Source organism: Paenibacillus sp. RU5M, from assembly GCF_900221055.1.
Classification (GTDB): Bacteria; Bacillota; Bacilli; order Paenibacillales; family Paenibacillaceae; genus Paenibacillus; species Paenibacillus marchantiae.
Map to the genome: position 1 here is coordinate 176,101 of NZ_OBQM01000004.1, position 16,594 is coordinate 192,694.

Below are 16,594 nucleotides of genomic sequence, written 5' to 3' on the forward strand. Positions count from 1 at the left end.
CAGCCAGGGACGTGCAATATTGGTTTTAGATTGTGTACTCGTGCCCCAGAACCAGGAACACACTTGATGTCCATGTAAATGCCCTGTCACGTAGGCCTTCACCAGTCAGCGCATCGAAGTTCTCCGCCATACCACTCCGGCTAAGCATATTGCAGAAGCGGCGGGATACTTCCCGAGCCAGCTCCAGGTCACCGGCAGCAGCTACGCCCTCCACGAGCAGCATGGTTGATGGAGCCCAGATCGGTCCACGCCAGTACCCGTCTGGTATATAGTAGGGGCTGCTTATGCTCTCGGTCGCCCAACCATTTTCCGTCAGGAAGCGATTCTCCTCCCGTAACCCTTCCAGAAGAAGATCTCTGATGGGTTCAGGCAGGCGTTTGCCCAGTAGGATCGGAACGAATAACAGCAGACTGTCTCCAGCTGAAGGCTCATGTGTACCTGAACGTAAGGAGATAAATCTATCCTCTTTCCAGAAGTGGCTGATCATCTTCTCCAGCGTATCATCCGCCAGTTTTCTCCATTCCGAAGATTCCTTCGTAAGCCCAAGCAACCCAGCAATTTCAGCCAGAAGCTCTGTCTGGATAATCAGAAAGGCAGCTAAATCCGGACTTTCTACGGGAATTCCATTATTAAACGCGGTGCTGTTATCCCAACCGGAATCATTACCGTGGTTATATTGGGGAATCCCATCACCATCATCATCACGATACCGGAACCACCATTTCGTCCACTTGGACAATGGGGTGTACACTTCACGAAGCTGCTCCTCGCGAATATAATCCGTACGTTGCATCATCCAAGCCAGTGTCCATCCATGAATAGGAGGTTTGTTGCAGTTCCACAGTTCATATTTATCGTTCACAAAGTCAGGAATTAATCCACTCTCATCTTGCCGATCAAAAAAGATCATGAACTGGTCCCACGCCAGCTTTGGATCATGGCGAACAAGCGCCATCGCATTGAAACAGTGGTCCCAGCTCCATATATTCGTCATCCAGTTCTTCGACATATACATAGCTGGACGCGTCAGACAACCCTCCGCCGGAACGAGGCAGGACCAAGTAATGTAAGCCGCGAGCTCCCGCGCATCCTGCCAGCGATCAGGGATCACAAGACTGCTGTCCAGCCACTGGCTGAATTCAGTCCGAACCGCTTCTACATCATCATCAAAGGACTCCCATTGTGGGCGAGGCTCCCATACTGTGCGGAATTCCTCAACGGCAAACTCAGCTGTATTCGTGTCCGTATCCGGATTGAACTCTGCGATTACGCGTGAGCTCTTGATTTTATCCCACGGCACTTCCAGCTTCATGTCGCCTACAATTCCAGTCAGCATGAAGCGGCATTCATGGGTGAAGCTATTTACTTCCCAGCTGTTCTTATTCACCTCATATGCATAATCATAAGTTGACGGGATAAAGGTCAATCTGATCCCGCACCCTTTCGAACGGAATCGGACCGTGCGGTTATCCGAAATACAGATTTCCGCAAAGATTGCGGGCTCTGGTGAATTCAGCTGGACAGTTTCTGGAGAAGCTTCTGCCGTGAATGGAATCGTCTGATTCTGCTGATCCAACAGTTCGATACGGAACGCCTCGCCAAATTTATCATCTCCACCCCGCACAGTTCGTAGGTAGAGGCCCTGCTGTCTATTCTTGCCTTCAGGCAGAAGAGAGACGGCAAGGAACGACTCTCTGCGACTGAAGGGTACAAAGTTCAGATCGAATTTCATAATTCTCCTCCTTCAACAAGGAATAATACGCTTTCATTGTAAACCGCTGCTCAAGGAACAGGAACGTCCAGGTGTCTTCACTAAAGAGGGGAATTTGTTGGCAATGGATGATTGGGGTGGTTATAGGTGTCTTTTTGTTAGAAAGTTGGGGAGAAAGTGTTAGATATAGAGGTTAGAAGGAATGGAAAGAGCCCATGAATCAGGTCGTTTCAGACCTTTCTTGGGCTCTTGTCTTTTTTCATGATGGATTAAAATTGTTAAAGTTAAAAATAAGTTCATTCGCATGTTGGATCATTTTAATGCATTTCGATTGGGTAACTGACTCAGATAACTGTTGGATAAGTGTAGAAGATCCAAAGCCCGATCGTACTGTTCCTTCGTAATATATTCGGAAGAGGTCGATTCTTCTTCAGATGGTATGGCAGATGCGGGCACGGCCGGTTGATCCTCCAGACTGTCCGGAATCGTACTCTTCTCCTGATCAAGCTCTGCCGAGACGACATCCTGTCTCCCGGCATCCGCAAGGGAGTAATGAGTACCGTCACCGTACCCCGTCTCAGGAACGAACAGTGAAGCATCGTTCAGTACGGAACCGGAGGGCAGATAATAGCGCTCTGGCAGCAGATTATTTCCATCACGCAGCAAATCCTGCCCAAAATACAGTTGGTTTTGAAGAGAGGCACCGGTCAACCCGGCGATCGTTGGCAGAATATCCACCTGTCCTCCGATCTGTTCCAGCTGAGCTGCCGGCGTGATGCCAGGAGCCGTGACGATAAGTGGAATATTAATCATGTCCGCAGACGTGTACTCCCGACCGTAGATTTCCTGCATGAGCTTCTCGTCAGTCCGATCCAGCGAGTAGATAGGCAGACCCAGATGGTCACCGTAAACGACCAGCACGCTATTTTCCCATAGTTCACGTTCCTTAAGTCCCTCAATAAATTGTCCCACCGCCTGATCGGCATAATGCTGGGATACAAGATAATCCCCGGGCAACGTATTAACGTACCGTTCCGGCAACGTCAGACTTTTCTTATCTTCTGGTAGATGGTAAGGATGGTGCGCAGACATGGATATGATTTGTGCATAGAAAGGTGATCCCGTGTCCTGCATGTCCTCCAGTTTATCAAGTGTTTTGCTGTACAACACCTCATCCGATGCCGAGAAGGCGATGGAATCCTCTGTTCCGAAATAATTTATGTCATAATACTGATCAAATTCAAGCGCCTTGTATAACTGATCGCGATTCCAGAAATGCACATCATTTGTATGGAATGTGGCTGTCTGATAACCGTTCGCGGACATCAGTCTGGGCAGACTTGGCAATTCTTTATTCGCGTAGACGGTAGCTGCGGCCCCGTTGGGCGGTGTATAAAACGATGTATTCACGACAAACTCGGCATCCGACGTGTTTCCCTGTCCCACTTGCTGATAAAAGTTGGGGAAATACAGGCTTTGCCCTGCCAACTTATTCAGATTGGGTGTAACTTCCTGTCCGTCCACCTGCAATCCGATCAGGAAGTTCTGGAATGATTCGAGCTGGAGGACAATGACGTTTCGTCCCTTGGCTGCACCCTCCTCCACAACAGCGGGTAGTGCTGTCGTTTGTTTAATCTCGTCGATATGATTCTGATCGATTTGATCGAAGGGCACGGGTTTGTCAGGCCGATCAGCCAGGATGGTGTACGCTTCGTAACCGAGAATCCCCATCTGCTCCGCCTGTGTAATCTCGCTCATACTCGCCCGATTGGGGTATATGTTGAGCATGCACAGCATCATCGACAGAATCAGAATGACTGAGGCAATCCGTCTTCTAGCCCTTCGTTCAAGCGGCACTCTACCTGGACGTTCAGTCCCGCCGAGCTTGATCCGCCGACGAATCAGAATCCCCGTGATAACCAGAATATCTGCAAAAATAAACAAATAATACGGATCGAGCAAAGAGAACATGCTGCTCTTGACCGAGGTTACCTGATTAACCTGTGCGAGCGCGTGATAATTAACAATAACACCATAATATTTGTAATACATGATAGCTGCGAAGAAGATGCCCGATAGCAACAGATTTAGTCCGAGATAGAGCCACATCCGGCGTTTGGCTGCGAACCATTCAATCAGACAGAAGCAGATCCAGATCAGCGGCAACTCTGTCAGTAGCGGTTTCCAGACGGGGATGTCATCGAAGATCACAATCCAGGCCAGAGAGCTTTTGATCATCATAATAACGGTGAACACTATAAACGGTCCGCTTAGAAACCGGGTGAGTGAATTGCGTGACAAGTTACCGCCTTCCTTCCTTTCCGAAGTTTCATTTAACAAGTATTATGCTATCTCATGGCATGTCGTGTCAAAAGCACCGAACTTATTGGTTGCTCGCTTCTTGCAATTATTGGAAAAAGGAGAGAGGAGCTTGGGATCATTCTTGACCTCACGTATACAAAAAGCCCCTTCCATTGAAGAAGAGGCGGAAGGGGTTATCATTTTAAAGTACAAATAATTAAATGATGCTTACCCAAAGTGTAATCACAGTATATTTGTAGACTTGCATACAGGTTCTGGGGCGTAACATCAGGTTTTTCCCGTTCGTTTACTCTATGGTGAATGTCGTGACGAATGAAGGTCTTGGAAACATGGTGGGCTTCTGTGCAGTCAGCCCTTCACTCGTGCTGCGGTTGCGGTGAGCATGGTTATAGGCTTGGGACTGCTGCCAGTTTTTGAAATGATCCTCGGACTGCCAAAGTGTAAGTACGACATACGTATCGTCCTTTAAAGGACGAAGCACACGAATGCCGACAAAGCCGGGTTCATCCTCCACTTTGCGCGCACGGTTCTTGAAACGTTCCTCGAAGTCATTCCGTCCATCTTCGGATACGGGTATATTGTTCAGAACGGCATAACCGCCGCCTGTCCAGGAGCCTGCGGCATCGAAGGCTTCGTACGCCGCTACGTTGTCATCGGACTCGATGTTCATCAGACGTTCTGTCGATTCAATGGCCAAACGAACCTGTTCCTCGCTGCGCAAAGTCAGATGAGGATATGCAGCAAGTGCATCCGGAATCGGTGAAGGAACCAAATAGATATACATAGAAGCTGCCTCCTTATAAGTACGTTCTATCCCAACATAGCATATGGGAAGGGGCGAGTCCAATCCGCTGATTGGCTGGTTTGAGCACCGCTTTTCGTGATAAAGTATAGTCACTACAAACAGAACGGGTGATCGCATGTCAACCGCAATTCGAATATCAGTCAGGCCTTTGGTGGAATATGTGTACCGCAGTGGTAGCATACGTCCAGGGTTCCGCTCGAATGCATCGATGCAGGAGGGAACGCGGATACATCAGCGGGTGCAGAAGGATTACACAGAAGAGGATTTGAAAGAAGTGGTTCTCGAAGTGGAACTGCAGCATGGAGACTTGACCTACGTGGTGGAGGGACGATGTGACGGGCTGATTCGTCTGGATGGTCAGCTGACGGTGGATGAGATCAAATCAACTGCGGGCAATCTGGACGATCTGGGCGATGGGGCCCCCGTACACTGGGCGCAGGCCATGATGTATGCCTATATGTACGCCGTTCAGCATGATGAACCCCGTATGCAGGTACAGCTTACATACGTGCACACCGTGAATAATGAGGAAAGACGTTTTCGGCGGATGCTGGAACGGCAGGAGCTGGAACAGTTTGCAGCAGAGCTGGTCGCTGGTTACGCGCCATACGCAGAGATGATTGTGGCGTATGAAGAGAAGCGCGATATAAGCGTGCGAGAGCTGCCTTTCCCTTTTCGCAAATACAGAGAGGGACAGCGCAAGCTGGCAGGAGCCGTATACAAGACCATCCGCGAGGGGCAGGGACTGATGGCGAAAGCGCCAACGGGTATTGGCAAAACGATGTCAGTCCTGTTTCCCACGGTCAAGGCCATTGGTGAAGGAGAAGCCAAACGATTGTTCTATCTGACCGCAAGAACGACGACGCGAGTGGCGGCAGAAGAGGCTTTTGCCCGGATGCAGGCGGAAGGATTGAAGATGCATGTGATCAGTCTGACGGCAAAGGACAAGATCTGTTTCAAGGAAGAGGAAGCCTGTGATACGGGACAGTGTGGCATGTGCGAAGGATATTATGACCGTATTAATGGAGCCGTGCTGGATATGCTGGAACATGAGACGTTAATGACACGCCCGGTTATTGAACAGTACGCACGCAAGCATCGGGTATGTCCGTTTGAATTTTCACTGGATGCTGCGTATGCAGCCGATGCGGTGATCTGCGACTATAACTATATTTTCGATCCGCGTATCTCGCTCAAACGAATGCTGGAGGAGCAGAAGCGCAAGACGGTATTACTGGTCGATGAGGCACATAATCTGGTCGATCGGGGCCGAATGATGTTTTCGGCAGAGCTGGAGAAGGCCGTCTTTCTGGATGTCAAAAGGGAATTCCAAACGCTGGGCAGCAGTGTGACTGCCGCTAAAGCCATCGCGGATCGGACAGGCGCCATCGACAAATACCTGATTACGCTTCGCAAAAATGGTGGGGATGAGGGCAAATTGCTGCAACAGGAGGCCCCGGAGGAACTGATTGAACTGCTGGAGCCTTTTGTCATGGTTGCGGAGCAATGCCTTGTTGAAGGCGGTTCGGGAAATGCCGAGATGGATGAATTGCTGCTGGCAGCATACTTCACCGCACAGAATTTCCTGCGTATTGCCAAGCTGTACGATGAACGCTTCATTACCTATGCGGAATGTGTACGAAGTGAAGTACGAGTGAAGCTGTTCTGCCTGGATCCATCTGTGCTGCTGCGCCAGACTGCCAAAGGGTTCCGCTCTACCATTCATTTCTCTGCGACATTGTCACCTCTTGGTTATTACCGGGATATGCTAGGTGCGGAGGAAGAGGATTATACCTTACGTATTGCTTCGCCTTTCCAGCGGGAGCAGCTGGATGTGAGATTGCTGCCATTATCGATTCGCTATCGGGATCGTGAACGTTCCAGACAGCCAATTGCCAATATGCTGCGCCAATTGGTTGCAGAGTGGCCACATAGCAACCTGCTCGTCTTTTTCCCATCCTATCCTTATATGCGCGAAGTACATGCGACGTATATGGAACAGCCGGGCGAGGCAGAAGTCGTGATGCAGGAGCAGGGCATGAGTGAAGAGGAACGGGAGGCGTTCCTGAACGCGTTCCAGCCACATCCTGAACGAACACGGTTGGTATTTGCCGTTATGGGTGGTGTGTTTTCCGAAGGTGTGGATCTGCCGGGTGATCGTCTGAATGGGGTTGTGGTGGTCGGTGCCGGACTTCCCCAGATCGGTCTGGAGAACAACGTACTCCGCGATTATTATAGTCGGACAGGGCGCAATGGATTCAATTATGCCTATGTTTTCCCCGGCATGAACAAGGTATTGCAGGCAGGTGGAAGGCTGATACGTACGGAAGAGGACAAGGGCGTACTGGTACTGGTCGACGATCGATTCACCGAGGAACCATATCGTTCATTGCTGCCCGAGGAATGGCAGGACTACACACGGATTTCACCCCAATAATGATATATAGCTAAAGATCGATCGCAGACTTTTTCAGCTTTCTTTTCTATGCATGATTGAAGGATAGGCCGAAAAGGGTATTACTTGGATAGCATACGAACGAACAAGGACGATACAGATACGTGCCGTGGTCCGCTTCGAAAGCAATCAAGGAGGTCGGTTGGGAATGAAGAGAAATCATACGATGATGCAGTTTTTTGAATGGCACCTGGCCGCAGACGGAAACCACTGGAAACGATTGGCCGAAATGGCGCCAGAACTGAAAGCCAAAGGCATTGACTCCGTGTGGGTGCCTCCGGTGACCAAAGCCGTGTCTGCCGAGGATACCGGTTACGGCGTATATGACCTGTACGATCTGGGCGAGTTTGACCAGAAAGGCAGCGTGCGCACCAAATACGGTACCAAGCAGGAACTGGTGGATGCGATTGCCGAGTGCCAGAAGAATGGTGTTGCCGTCTATGTGGATCTGGTGATGAACCATAAGGCGGGGGCCGATGAGACGGAAGTTTTCAAGGTGATTGAGGTTGATCCCAATGATCGATTGAAGGAAATCTCCAAACCGTTCGAGATTGAGGGCTGGACCAAATTCACATTTCCGGGCCGCGGGGATCAATACTCCTCTTTCAAATGGAACGCCGAACATTTCAACGGTACAGACTTTGATGCCAAGGAAGAACGGAGCGGTGTGTTCCGCATTGCGGGGGAGAACAAGAACTGGAATCAAAATGTCGACGATGAGTTCGGCAATTATGATTACCTGATGTTCGCCAATATCGATTACAATCACCCGGATGTCCGGCAGGAAATGCTCCAATGGGGAAAATGGCTCATCGATACGCTGCAATGCAGCGGTTTTCGACTGGATGCGATCAAACATATCAACCACGAATTCATCAAGGAATTCGCTGCTGAGATGATCCGCAAACGCGGGCAGGACTTCTACATTGTGGGTGAGTTCTGGAACTCCAATCTCGATGCATGCCGTGAATTTCTGGATACGGTGGATTATCAGATTGATCTGTTCGATGTGTCCCTGCATTACAAACTTCATGAAGCCTCTCTGGCTGGGCGGGATTTCGATCTTTCCAAGATTTTTGATGATACCCTGGTGCAGACACATCCAACGCATGCTGTAACGTTTGTCGATAACCATGATTCCCAACCGCATGAAGCGCTGGAATCCTGGGTAGGCGATTGGTTCAAGCCGAGCGCATATGCGCTGACGCTGCTGCGTCGTGACGGTTATCCGGTTGTCTTTTACGGTGATTATTACGGCATTGGTGGTCCCGAACCTGTCGAGGGCAAGAAGGACATTCTCGACATTCTGATGTCAGCCCGTTACGACAAAGCTTATGGAGAGCAGGAAGATTACTTCGATCACGCGAACACGATTGGGTGGGTACGCCGCGGGGTGGACGAAATCGAAGGTTCTGGTTGTGCAGTAGTTATCTCGAATGGTGATGATGGTGAGAAAAGAATGTTTGTTGGCGAACACCGTGCTGGCGAAGTCTGGACCGATCTGACGCACAGCTGTGAGGATAGCATTACTATTGAGAAAGACGGATGGGCCACTTTCCATGTATGTGGTGGGGGCGTCTCCGTGTGGGTTCTTCCGGATCAGGGTGAGGAATCTGATGCTCAATAATACGGTGAGGATCATTGATCAGTGAATCTTCATATATAGACAGTTAAACCATCTGAACTGGTGATCATCTGCCAGGCAGGTGGTTTTTTATGTTAGGTGGAGTGAGTTTATTCGTGTTATCCTTATATGGAATAATAAACCAATATAATGATTACTATTAAAATCGGTTCGTGTTCATCTTAGATAGATCATACCGAGGGGGAAATCGGGTGAGGAAATTAGTACACTTGGGGTTGTGGCTGCTTGTAATGGCGGTCTGTCTGGGGGCTTGCAGTTGGGGAACAAACAAAGGGCCAAGGGGAGAACCAAAGCGAACGGATGATTATACGCTGAATACCGAACGAAGAGATTTGACCCAGCGTTTGCTGAAAAATCCAGATTCCTTTCAGGAGCGTTTGCCAGATGATTATAGCTTGACTGCTACTGTTAGAGTTCATCAAGAATCTGATCTGGACCGCATTATATATGAGATTTCTGTTAAAGAGGCCCGGGTACCGATGGTCAATGTAATACAGTCTTTTACACTTGATCCATCCTTGATGAATAGTATTAACGCCACAGAGCTCCTTAACTCCAATACGGGAAATACGCACGAGACGACTCTGGGTCCTGGAAAAGAACCATTGGGATTAAGTTTACTCAGAGATTATATTTTGAAGCCCAAAGCGGAGATCCATAGCAACAGCATTAAAACTTATCAGGATATATATATCAAAATTTCCTACGGACCAAATGATCAGCGAACGGAAGATTACATTCATGTGAAAGCCAAACCATCTCCTGAAACTATTGAATATATGAAATCATGGAATGCAGATCAATAAAAAGGCAGCACCCGAAAAGCTCCTTCAAAGGAACCCGAATGGATGTTGCCTCTTTATTTTGGTGATATATATCGTTCGAGTTACGTACTACACTTTCAATTCAAACGACTCCAGCGTGCCCACCATTCTTAGATCATGTTCTTGGTTGAAATGTGTCCGTTTATCCGCATCCGCGTATTCATCATGATAATGCATGAGCACGGTCTTCTGTCTCACTTCGGCAGGCATTTGTTGCAGATCCTTCAGCGAGGTGTGTGATTTGATCACCAGATCATGCATATGACATTCGTGGAAAATTAGCTGTACGTCTGCGGCGGCCTGCTCAACCCGTTCCTGATCCAGCGTGCTATCTGCGCTATAGTAGAAGTAGGGTTTTGCGAGAAGGCCATTGCTGACCATACCCGGCACGTGCTGTGTTCGAAAAGTCTCAAACGTTACGCCCCCCAGCTCAAATGTGCCTCCATCCGGTAAAGGTACGATATCATAATAGTCGCTCATCGTACGCTCCCCATCGGTTGTATAACGCATGCCTGGGGATAAAATGTTCCATAACGGATCAACCAGTTCTTCGTGGATAAACAGACGTGGCTTGCGGTCTCCCACAATCTGTGAATAATATCCGAGCATCTGTACTCCGTTAATATGATCTTCATGCAGATGGGTAATAAACACATTGTGAATATCCGTCATTGGAAAGCCGTATTCCTTTAATGCTTTTGCATTGGATTCCGGAAAATCAATTACCAGATGTGTATCGCCGAATTCGGCGAGCATACTGTTGTGGTGTTGCTCTACACTGAACATGTCTCCTGTACCGAGAAATGTTATTTTCATCCACTTCATCTCCTTCTATCATCTTCAGATCAGCATTAATTAGATTAAAACCAGTATACCTCGTTCCATGAAATATGCCTAAATCAACCTTTTGTGATAACGCTATCATTTTATATTGAACTTTGTGGGCAAACAGTGTAGCGTAAAGATTGGGAAGTGAACCCATATGAACGTAAACTCACCTAAAGGGAGCGTGCGAGGCGAATGAAGTCTTTTCTGGATGAACAATTTTTGCTGCACAATGAAACGGCGATCAAGTTATATGATGACTATGCGAAAGACATGCCGATTATTGACTATCACTGCCACCTGAGTCCACAGGAAATCTACGAGAATAAAACCTTTGGCAATATTACAGAGGCTTGGTTATACGGTGATCACTACAAATGGCGGCTGATGCGCGCAAACGGAATTGAGGAGCAATACATTACGGGTGGAGAGGGCGTAACCGATTATGATCGTTTTCTGGCGTACGCCAAAACCGTACCGATGATGATTGGTAACCCGCTGTACGCATGGTCTCATTTGGAATTACAGCGTTATTTCGGTGTCTATGAAGTGTTGAATGAGACGAGCGCTCCGGCCATCTGGGAAAAAGTAAATGCGAAGCTGAACAGTGACGGATTCGGTGCACGTGATCTCATTACCAAATCCAATGTGACCGTGGTATGCACAACCGATGATCCATGTGATTCCTTGGAATATCACCTGAAGATTCAGGAGATCGAAGGTTTCGATACCGCTGTACTGCCTTCATTCCGTCCGGATAAAGGATTGGAATTGAACCGTGACACCTTCTCGGAATGGGTAGGCAAGCTGTCGCAGGCAGCCGGAACGGAGATTTCCGATTATGACTCATTCCTCTCGGCCCTAGAGTCCCGGGTAGAGTTCTTCCACTCCGTAGGAGGCCGGGTGTCTGACCATGCACTCGATTATGTACCTTACGGCACGGCCAAACGTGAGGAAGCAGCAGCGATTTTTGCCAAGGCTATTGCAGGGGAGAAGGTTAGTCGTGAGGAAGAGGACAAGTACAAGACGGTAACACTGACTTTCCTCGGCAAGCTGTACGCAGATCGGGGCTGGGTAATGCAGTTCCATATTAATGCGGCCCGCAACAATAACAGCCGTATGTTCGCCCAGCTTGGCCCGGATACCGGTTATGATTCCGTTAATGATACGCCGCTTTCCTCAGCCATGATCGGTTTGCTCGATGCGTTGGAGCAGCAGCAGGCGCTGCCGAAAACGATCTTGTATTCCTTGAATCCTCGGGACAATGAAGTGCTCGCAGCGATTATCGGCAGCTTCCAGGGCGGCGGCATTCCAGGCAAAATCCAACTTGGTGCAGCCTGGTGGTTCAACGATACGAAGGACGGCATGCTCGCTCAAATGAAGGCGCTGGCGAATGTAGGTCTAATCAGCCGTTTCGTCGGTATGCTAACCGATTCCCGCAGTTTCCTCTCTTACACACGACATGAGTATTTCCGCCGCCTGGTCTGCAACCTCATCGGTGAATGGGCCGAACAGGGCGAGGTACCACATGATATGGAACTGCTTGGACAGATCGTACAGGGCATCGCCTACAACAATGCGAAGGAGTATTTCCCTTTTGCTTCTGCGCTCAAAACTGTTTCTGCTTCACAGTCCTGATTCTTCTATATTTAGTTCAAAACCGTGACTTTAAAGTCACGGTTTTTTGGTGTGCATTTGCTATTTGACATTCAACTTTTGCAGGAATATACTTAGTACACCTAATTAATTGATTGGCTATTTAATTGGAATACTATTTAATAGATGTCCTATGATGTTGGACCTCTATGGAATGATAATGAAAAAAAGGGGGGACAACAATGACTGGCATAGATCCGGTTGCCCAGAAGCTTTTGTATTCCATTATGCAGTTTAATAAAGGCAAATGGAGGCAACATAAACCACATGGGCGTAATCACAATGAAATTATGGTACTGGGTTGTTTGCTCCACGGCATGCATCCGGGAGAACGATTGAATTGGCAGGATAATCCTCCTGATTTCAATGACACACTACATTCAAATCATCCAGGACTAAAAGTATCGGAAATTAGTGCTTTGTTGCGTGTGAAATCGCCGACGATTACTCCTGTCATTCGAGGGCTTGAAGACGAAGGGCTGGTTGAACGAACCATGGACCCGGAGGATCGTCGCGCAGTCCGCATCACCATTACCGAAGCAGGTCGTGAAATTATTCGGGCGGCACATCAGGAGCGCATGGAGATATTTAATAAGCTCGTTGAGCATCTGGGTGAGGAAGACAGTCTTCAATTAGCGGCGTTGTTGACCAAGGTGTACACCTTTTTTGATACAAGGGTTTCCCAACAGACGGATGCGTCCACACAAGGAGATGATAAGCCATGATGAAATTGTTTCGCATGCTTAAGCCTTACCGAGTCCCCATTTTCTTCATACTGGGTCTGGTGCTGTTACAGTCGCTAGCTGAACTGTATTTGCCAACCCTGATGGCGGACATCGTTAATGGCGGCATAATAAAAGGAGATGTTCCATACATCTGGCAGATTGGTGTCTGGATGCTGGTGATTGCGATAGCAGGCACGGCTTGTTCCATAACAGCCAGTTACCTTTCATCCCGCACAGCGGGTGGATTTGCCAAACAGCTGCGCAGCAGAGTATTCCGCCATGTGGAGAACTATTCGCTGCAGGAATTTGATAAATTGGGTACAGCTTCACTAATCACCCGTACCACCAATGATATTACGCAGGTCCAGAACGTATTAACCATGATGCTGCGCATGATGGTTATGGCTCCGATGATGTGTATCGGCGGTATCTTCATGGCGGTATCCCAGGATGCCAAATTATCGACTATCTTCCTGGTTGTCCTACCTATACTGGCTGGAGCCATTGCACTGATTGGTGCGAAAGGTCTGCCTTTGTTCAAACAAATTCAGAAAAAACTCGACCGACTCAATCTGGTCCTGCGTGAGCAACTAACTGGGATTCGCGTGGTTCGTTCCTTTAATCGTGGGGAACATGAACGTGCTCGCTTTAATGGAGCCAATACAGATCTGAGAGACGTTTCCATTAAAGTGAATGTGCTCATGGCAACATTAATGCCTGTTATGATGCTGGTTATGAACTTTTCAATGATTGCCATCCTGTATTTCGGTGGACAGCGTATCGACAGCGGGAATATGAATATTGGTTCATTAATTGCCTTTATTCAATATGCGATGCAAATCATGTTCTCCCTCATTATGGTCTCCATTATCTTTGTCATGATTCCAAGAGCTTCGGCTTCGGCAGAGCGGATCAACGAAGTATTGGATATGCATCCGGATCTCAGCAACCCAGAGCAGCCTCGTGAGATGAAATCGCTGCAAGGCACGATTGAATTCGATAACGTGACATTCCGTTATCCGGGTGCAGAAAATGCTGCGTTGTCAGGCATTTCATTTACGGCACGCCCGGGTGAGACCACAGCGATTATTGGGGGTACGGGCTCAGGTAAATCCACATTGCTCAGTCTCATTCCACGTTTCTATGATGTAACGGAGGGCAGTGTACGGGTAAATGGAACAGATGTCCGTGAGCTACGGCAGGAAGATCTGCGGGCCAAAATCGGATTTGTACCACAAAAAGCGATTCTTTTCACCGGAACAATTGCGGAGAATATCCGCCACGGGAAGGATGACGCTACGATGGAGGAGATTGTTCGAGCCGCTCAAACGGCCCAGGCAGAGAACTTCATTACGGAGATGAAAGACGGTTACGATAGCGTCATTGCGCAGGGAGGTAACAACGTATCCGGTGGACAGAAGCAGCGTTTGTCCATTGCACGCGCACTGGTTCGCCGTCCGGAAGTATATATTTTTGACGACAGCTTCTCGGCTCTCGATTTCAAAACCGATGCCAAACTTCGTGCTGCCCTGAAGTCCGAAACGACTGAAGCAGCAGTGCTTATTGTGGCTCAGCGCGTAAGTACGGTTATGGATGCAGATCGCATTCTGGTTATGGATGAGGGACGGATTGTCGGTTCGGGAACACATAAAGAGCTGATGGAGCACAATGAAGTATATCGCGAGATTGTATCCTCCCAGCTGACAGAGGAGGAGATCGCATGAGTGAACGTACAGAACGCAAGTCATCTCGTCCCCCTGGCGGGCCGGGTCATCCCGGAGGCGGAATGGGCATGCGGCCTCCCGTGGAGAAAGCGAAGGATTTCAAAGGTACACTGCGACGCTTGATGCGGTATCTTCAGCCCCACAGTTATCGTTTGCTGGGTGTGCTGGTCGCTGCCATTCTTAGTACCGTGTTCAGCATTATCAGTCCTAAGGTTATGGCAGAAGGGACGGATATTCTAAGTAAAGGCGCTATTGCCATCCTTCAGGGTGTACAGGGGGCCGGAATTGATTTTCCTGCCTTGATGAAAGTTTTGTATCTGCTTGGGGGACTCTATCTGTTTAGTGCAGCTTTCATGTACATTCAGCAATACCTGATGGCTGGTGTAGCTCAGCGAGTTGTGTATGACATGCGTGAGCAGATCAGTGCCAAGGTTGGACGTCTGCCGCTTAAATATTTTGACTCCCGTACCCACGGGGAAACATTAAGCCGGGCGACGAACGATGTGGACAACATCAGTAATACGCTCCAGCAAAGTTTGGCGCAGTTCATTACGTCTGTAGTCACCATTGTCGGGGTTATCATCATGATGTTGACCATTAGTCCATGGATGACCCTGATAACCATTTTGACACTGCCATTAAGTGTAGTTGTTGTTATTCTGGTGGCATCCCGTTCGCAAAAACACTTTGCAGGCCAGCAGAAATCACTTGGTGAATTGAATGGCCATGTCGAGGAAATGTACACCGGACATAAGGTGGTCAAAGCCTTTGGACGGGAAGAACATTCGGTAGAGCAGTTCGAAAAAGTGAACGAAGAGCTGTATGAATCCGGTTGGAAAGCCCAGTTTATCTCAGGGATTATTATGCCACTGATGACGTTTGTAGGTAACCTTGGTTATGTGCTGATTTGTGTGGTCGGCGGGATCTTTGTTACACGTGGTGCCATCTCCATCGGGGATATCCTTGCATTCACACAGTACTCCCGTCAGTTCACTCAGCCAATTAACCAGATTGCCAACATCTCGAATATCATTCAGTCCACCATCGCTTCGGCGGAGCGGGTATTTGAATTGCTGGATGAAGAGGAAGAGGTTCCAGAATCTTCGAAACCAGTACAATTGCAGCAACCACAGGGTGCCGTTTCATTCCATGGTGTGAATTTTGGATATAAAGCGGATGAGTTACTCATCCAAAATATGAATATTGATGTAAAACCGGGACAGACGGTGGCCATTGTCGGGCCGACTGGAGCGGGTAAAACAACGCTGATCAACCTCCTGATGCGTTTCTACGAAATTCAGGACGGCCAAATTACCATTGACGGTGTTAATATCGTGGACATGGAGCGCGGCAAGCTGCGCAGCCTGTTTGGGATGGTGCTTCAGGACACATGGCTGTTCAACGGAACGATTCGTGACAACATCGCCTATGGCCGAGAAGGCGCAACGGAAGAAGAAGTCATCAAGGCAGCCGATGCGGCCCATGCTGATCACTTCATTCGTACTTTGCCTGATGGATATGATACGGTGCTGAATGAAGAAGCATCGAACATTTCACAGGGGCAGAAACAATTGCTGACTATTGCGAGAGCAATTCTGGCGAATCCGGCCATTCTGATTCTCGATGAAGCGACGAGCAGTGTCGATACACGGACCGAAGTGTTCATCCAGAAAGCGATGAATGATCTGATGAAGGATCGCACCAGCTTTGTTATTGCCCACAGATTGTCCACGATTCGCGGAGCCGACCTGATTCTTGTCATGGATCATGGTAACGTGATTGAGCAGGGTAATCATGAGGAACTGATGGAGAAACAAGGCTTCTATGCTGATCTGTACAACAGTCAGTTTACGGAGCAACAGCCACAGGCGATCTGATCCTAGATGGCGTTAACATAATAGC

11 protein-coding genes are annotated in these 16,594 nt (G+C 48.5%); 7 read left to right on the forward strand and 4 right to left on the reverse strand.

What is annotated here, in order from left to right:
- Positions 1-25: 25 nt before the first annotated feature.
- The 3 genes from CRO25_RS14705 to CRO25_RS14715 all read right to left on the reverse strand — a co-directional run bounded on the left by CRO25_RS14705 (position 26) and on the right by CRO25_RS14715 (position 4,817).
- The gene (locus CRO25_RS14705) at positions 26-1,732 is read right to left on the reverse strand and encodes an amylo-alpha-1,6-glucosidase (protein WP_079695507.1); all 1,707 of its coding nucleotides are present in this window, start codon (positions 1,730-1,732) and stop codon (positions 26-28) included.
- Between the two features lie 291 nt (positions 1,733-2,023).
- Entirely contained in the window at positions 2,024-4,012 is a 1,989-nt protein-coding gene (locus CRO25_RS14710; protein WP_256863652.1) for an LTA synthase family protein, read from the reverse strand.
- Positions 4,013-4,319: 307 nt separating this feature from the next.
- The gene (locus tag CRO25_RS14715; RefSeq protein WP_079695508.1) at positions 4,320-4,817 is read right to left on the reverse strand and encodes an antibiotic biosynthesis monooxygenase; all 498 of its coding nucleotides are present in this window, start codon (positions 4,815-4,817) and stop codon (positions 4,320-4,322) included.
- 136 nt (positions 4,818-4,953) lie between these two features.
- On the opposite strand from CRO25_RS14715, the gene CRO25_RS14720 reads away from it, so the two are divergent.
- The 3 genes from CRO25_RS14720 (at position 4,954) to CRO25_RS14730 (ending at position 9,744) form a co-directional block, all read left to right on the forward strand.
- Positions 4,954-7,275 (forward strand): helicase C-terminal domain-containing protein, encoded by a 2,322-nt coding sequence (locus CRO25_RS14720; protein ID WP_079695509.1) that lies wholly within the window; start codon positions 4,954-4,956, stop codon positions 7,273-7,275.
- A 166-nt stretch (positions 7,276-7,441) separates the two neighbouring features.
- Positions 7,442-8,920 carry an alpha-amylase gene (locus CRO25_RS14725; protein ID WP_079695510.1) on the forward strand — a complete coding sequence of 493 codons (1,479 nt, stop codon included), beginning with the start codon at positions 7,442-7,444 and terminating at the stop codon, positions 8,918-8,920.
- Between the two features lie 209 nt (positions 8,921-9,129).
- On the forward strand, positions 9,130-9,744 hold the full coding sequence (locus tag CRO25_RS14730; RefSeq protein ID WP_097156224.1) for a hypothetical protein: 615 nt from the start codon (positions 9,130-9,132) through the stop codon (positions 9,742-9,744).
- Positions 9,745-9,831: 87 nt separating this feature from the next.
- On the opposite strand, the gene CRO25_RS14735 is transcribed toward CRO25_RS14730, so the two are convergent.
- Positions 9,832-10,578 (reverse strand): MBL fold metallo-hydrolase, encoded by a 747-nt coding sequence (locus CRO25_RS14735; protein WP_079695512.1) that lies wholly within the window; start codon positions 10,576-10,578, stop codon positions 9,832-9,834.
- 204 nt (positions 10,579-10,782) lie between these two features.
- Between CRO25_RS14735 and uxaC the strand changes: the two genes are divergently transcribed.
- The 4 genes from uxaC to CRO25_RS14755 all read left to right on the forward strand — a co-directional run bounded on the left by uxaC (position 10,783) and on the right by CRO25_RS14755 (position 16,569).
- Positions 10,783-12,225, forward strand: coding sequence for a glucuronate isomerase (uxaC, locus tag CRO25_RS14740; RefSeq protein ID WP_079695513.1), 1,443 nt, complete (start codon positions 10,783-10,785; stop codon positions 12,223-12,225).
- Between the two features lie 200 nt (positions 12,226-12,425).
- A complete protein-coding gene (locus tag CRO25_RS14745) occupies positions 12,426-12,968 on the forward strand; it encodes a MarR family winged helix-turn-helix transcriptional regulator (RefSeq protein ID WP_079695514.1) in 543 nt (180 codons plus the stop codon).
- A complete protein-coding gene (locus tag CRO25_RS14750; RefSeq protein WP_079695515.1) occupies positions 12,965-14,692 on the forward strand; it encodes an ABC transporter ATP-binding protein in 1,728 nt (575 codons plus the stop codon). The genes CRO25_RS14745 and CRO25_RS14750 overlap by 4 nt, the downstream gene beginning before the upstream one ends.
- Positions 14,689-16,569 (forward strand): ABC transporter ATP-binding protein, encoded by a 1,881-nt coding sequence (locus CRO25_RS14755; protein ID WP_079695516.1) that lies wholly within the window; start codon positions 14,689-14,691, stop codon positions 16,567-16,569. The genes CRO25_RS14750 and CRO25_RS14755 overlap by 4 nt, the downstream gene beginning before the upstream one ends.
- The last annotated feature ends 25 nt before the right edge of the window (positions 16,570-16,594 follow it).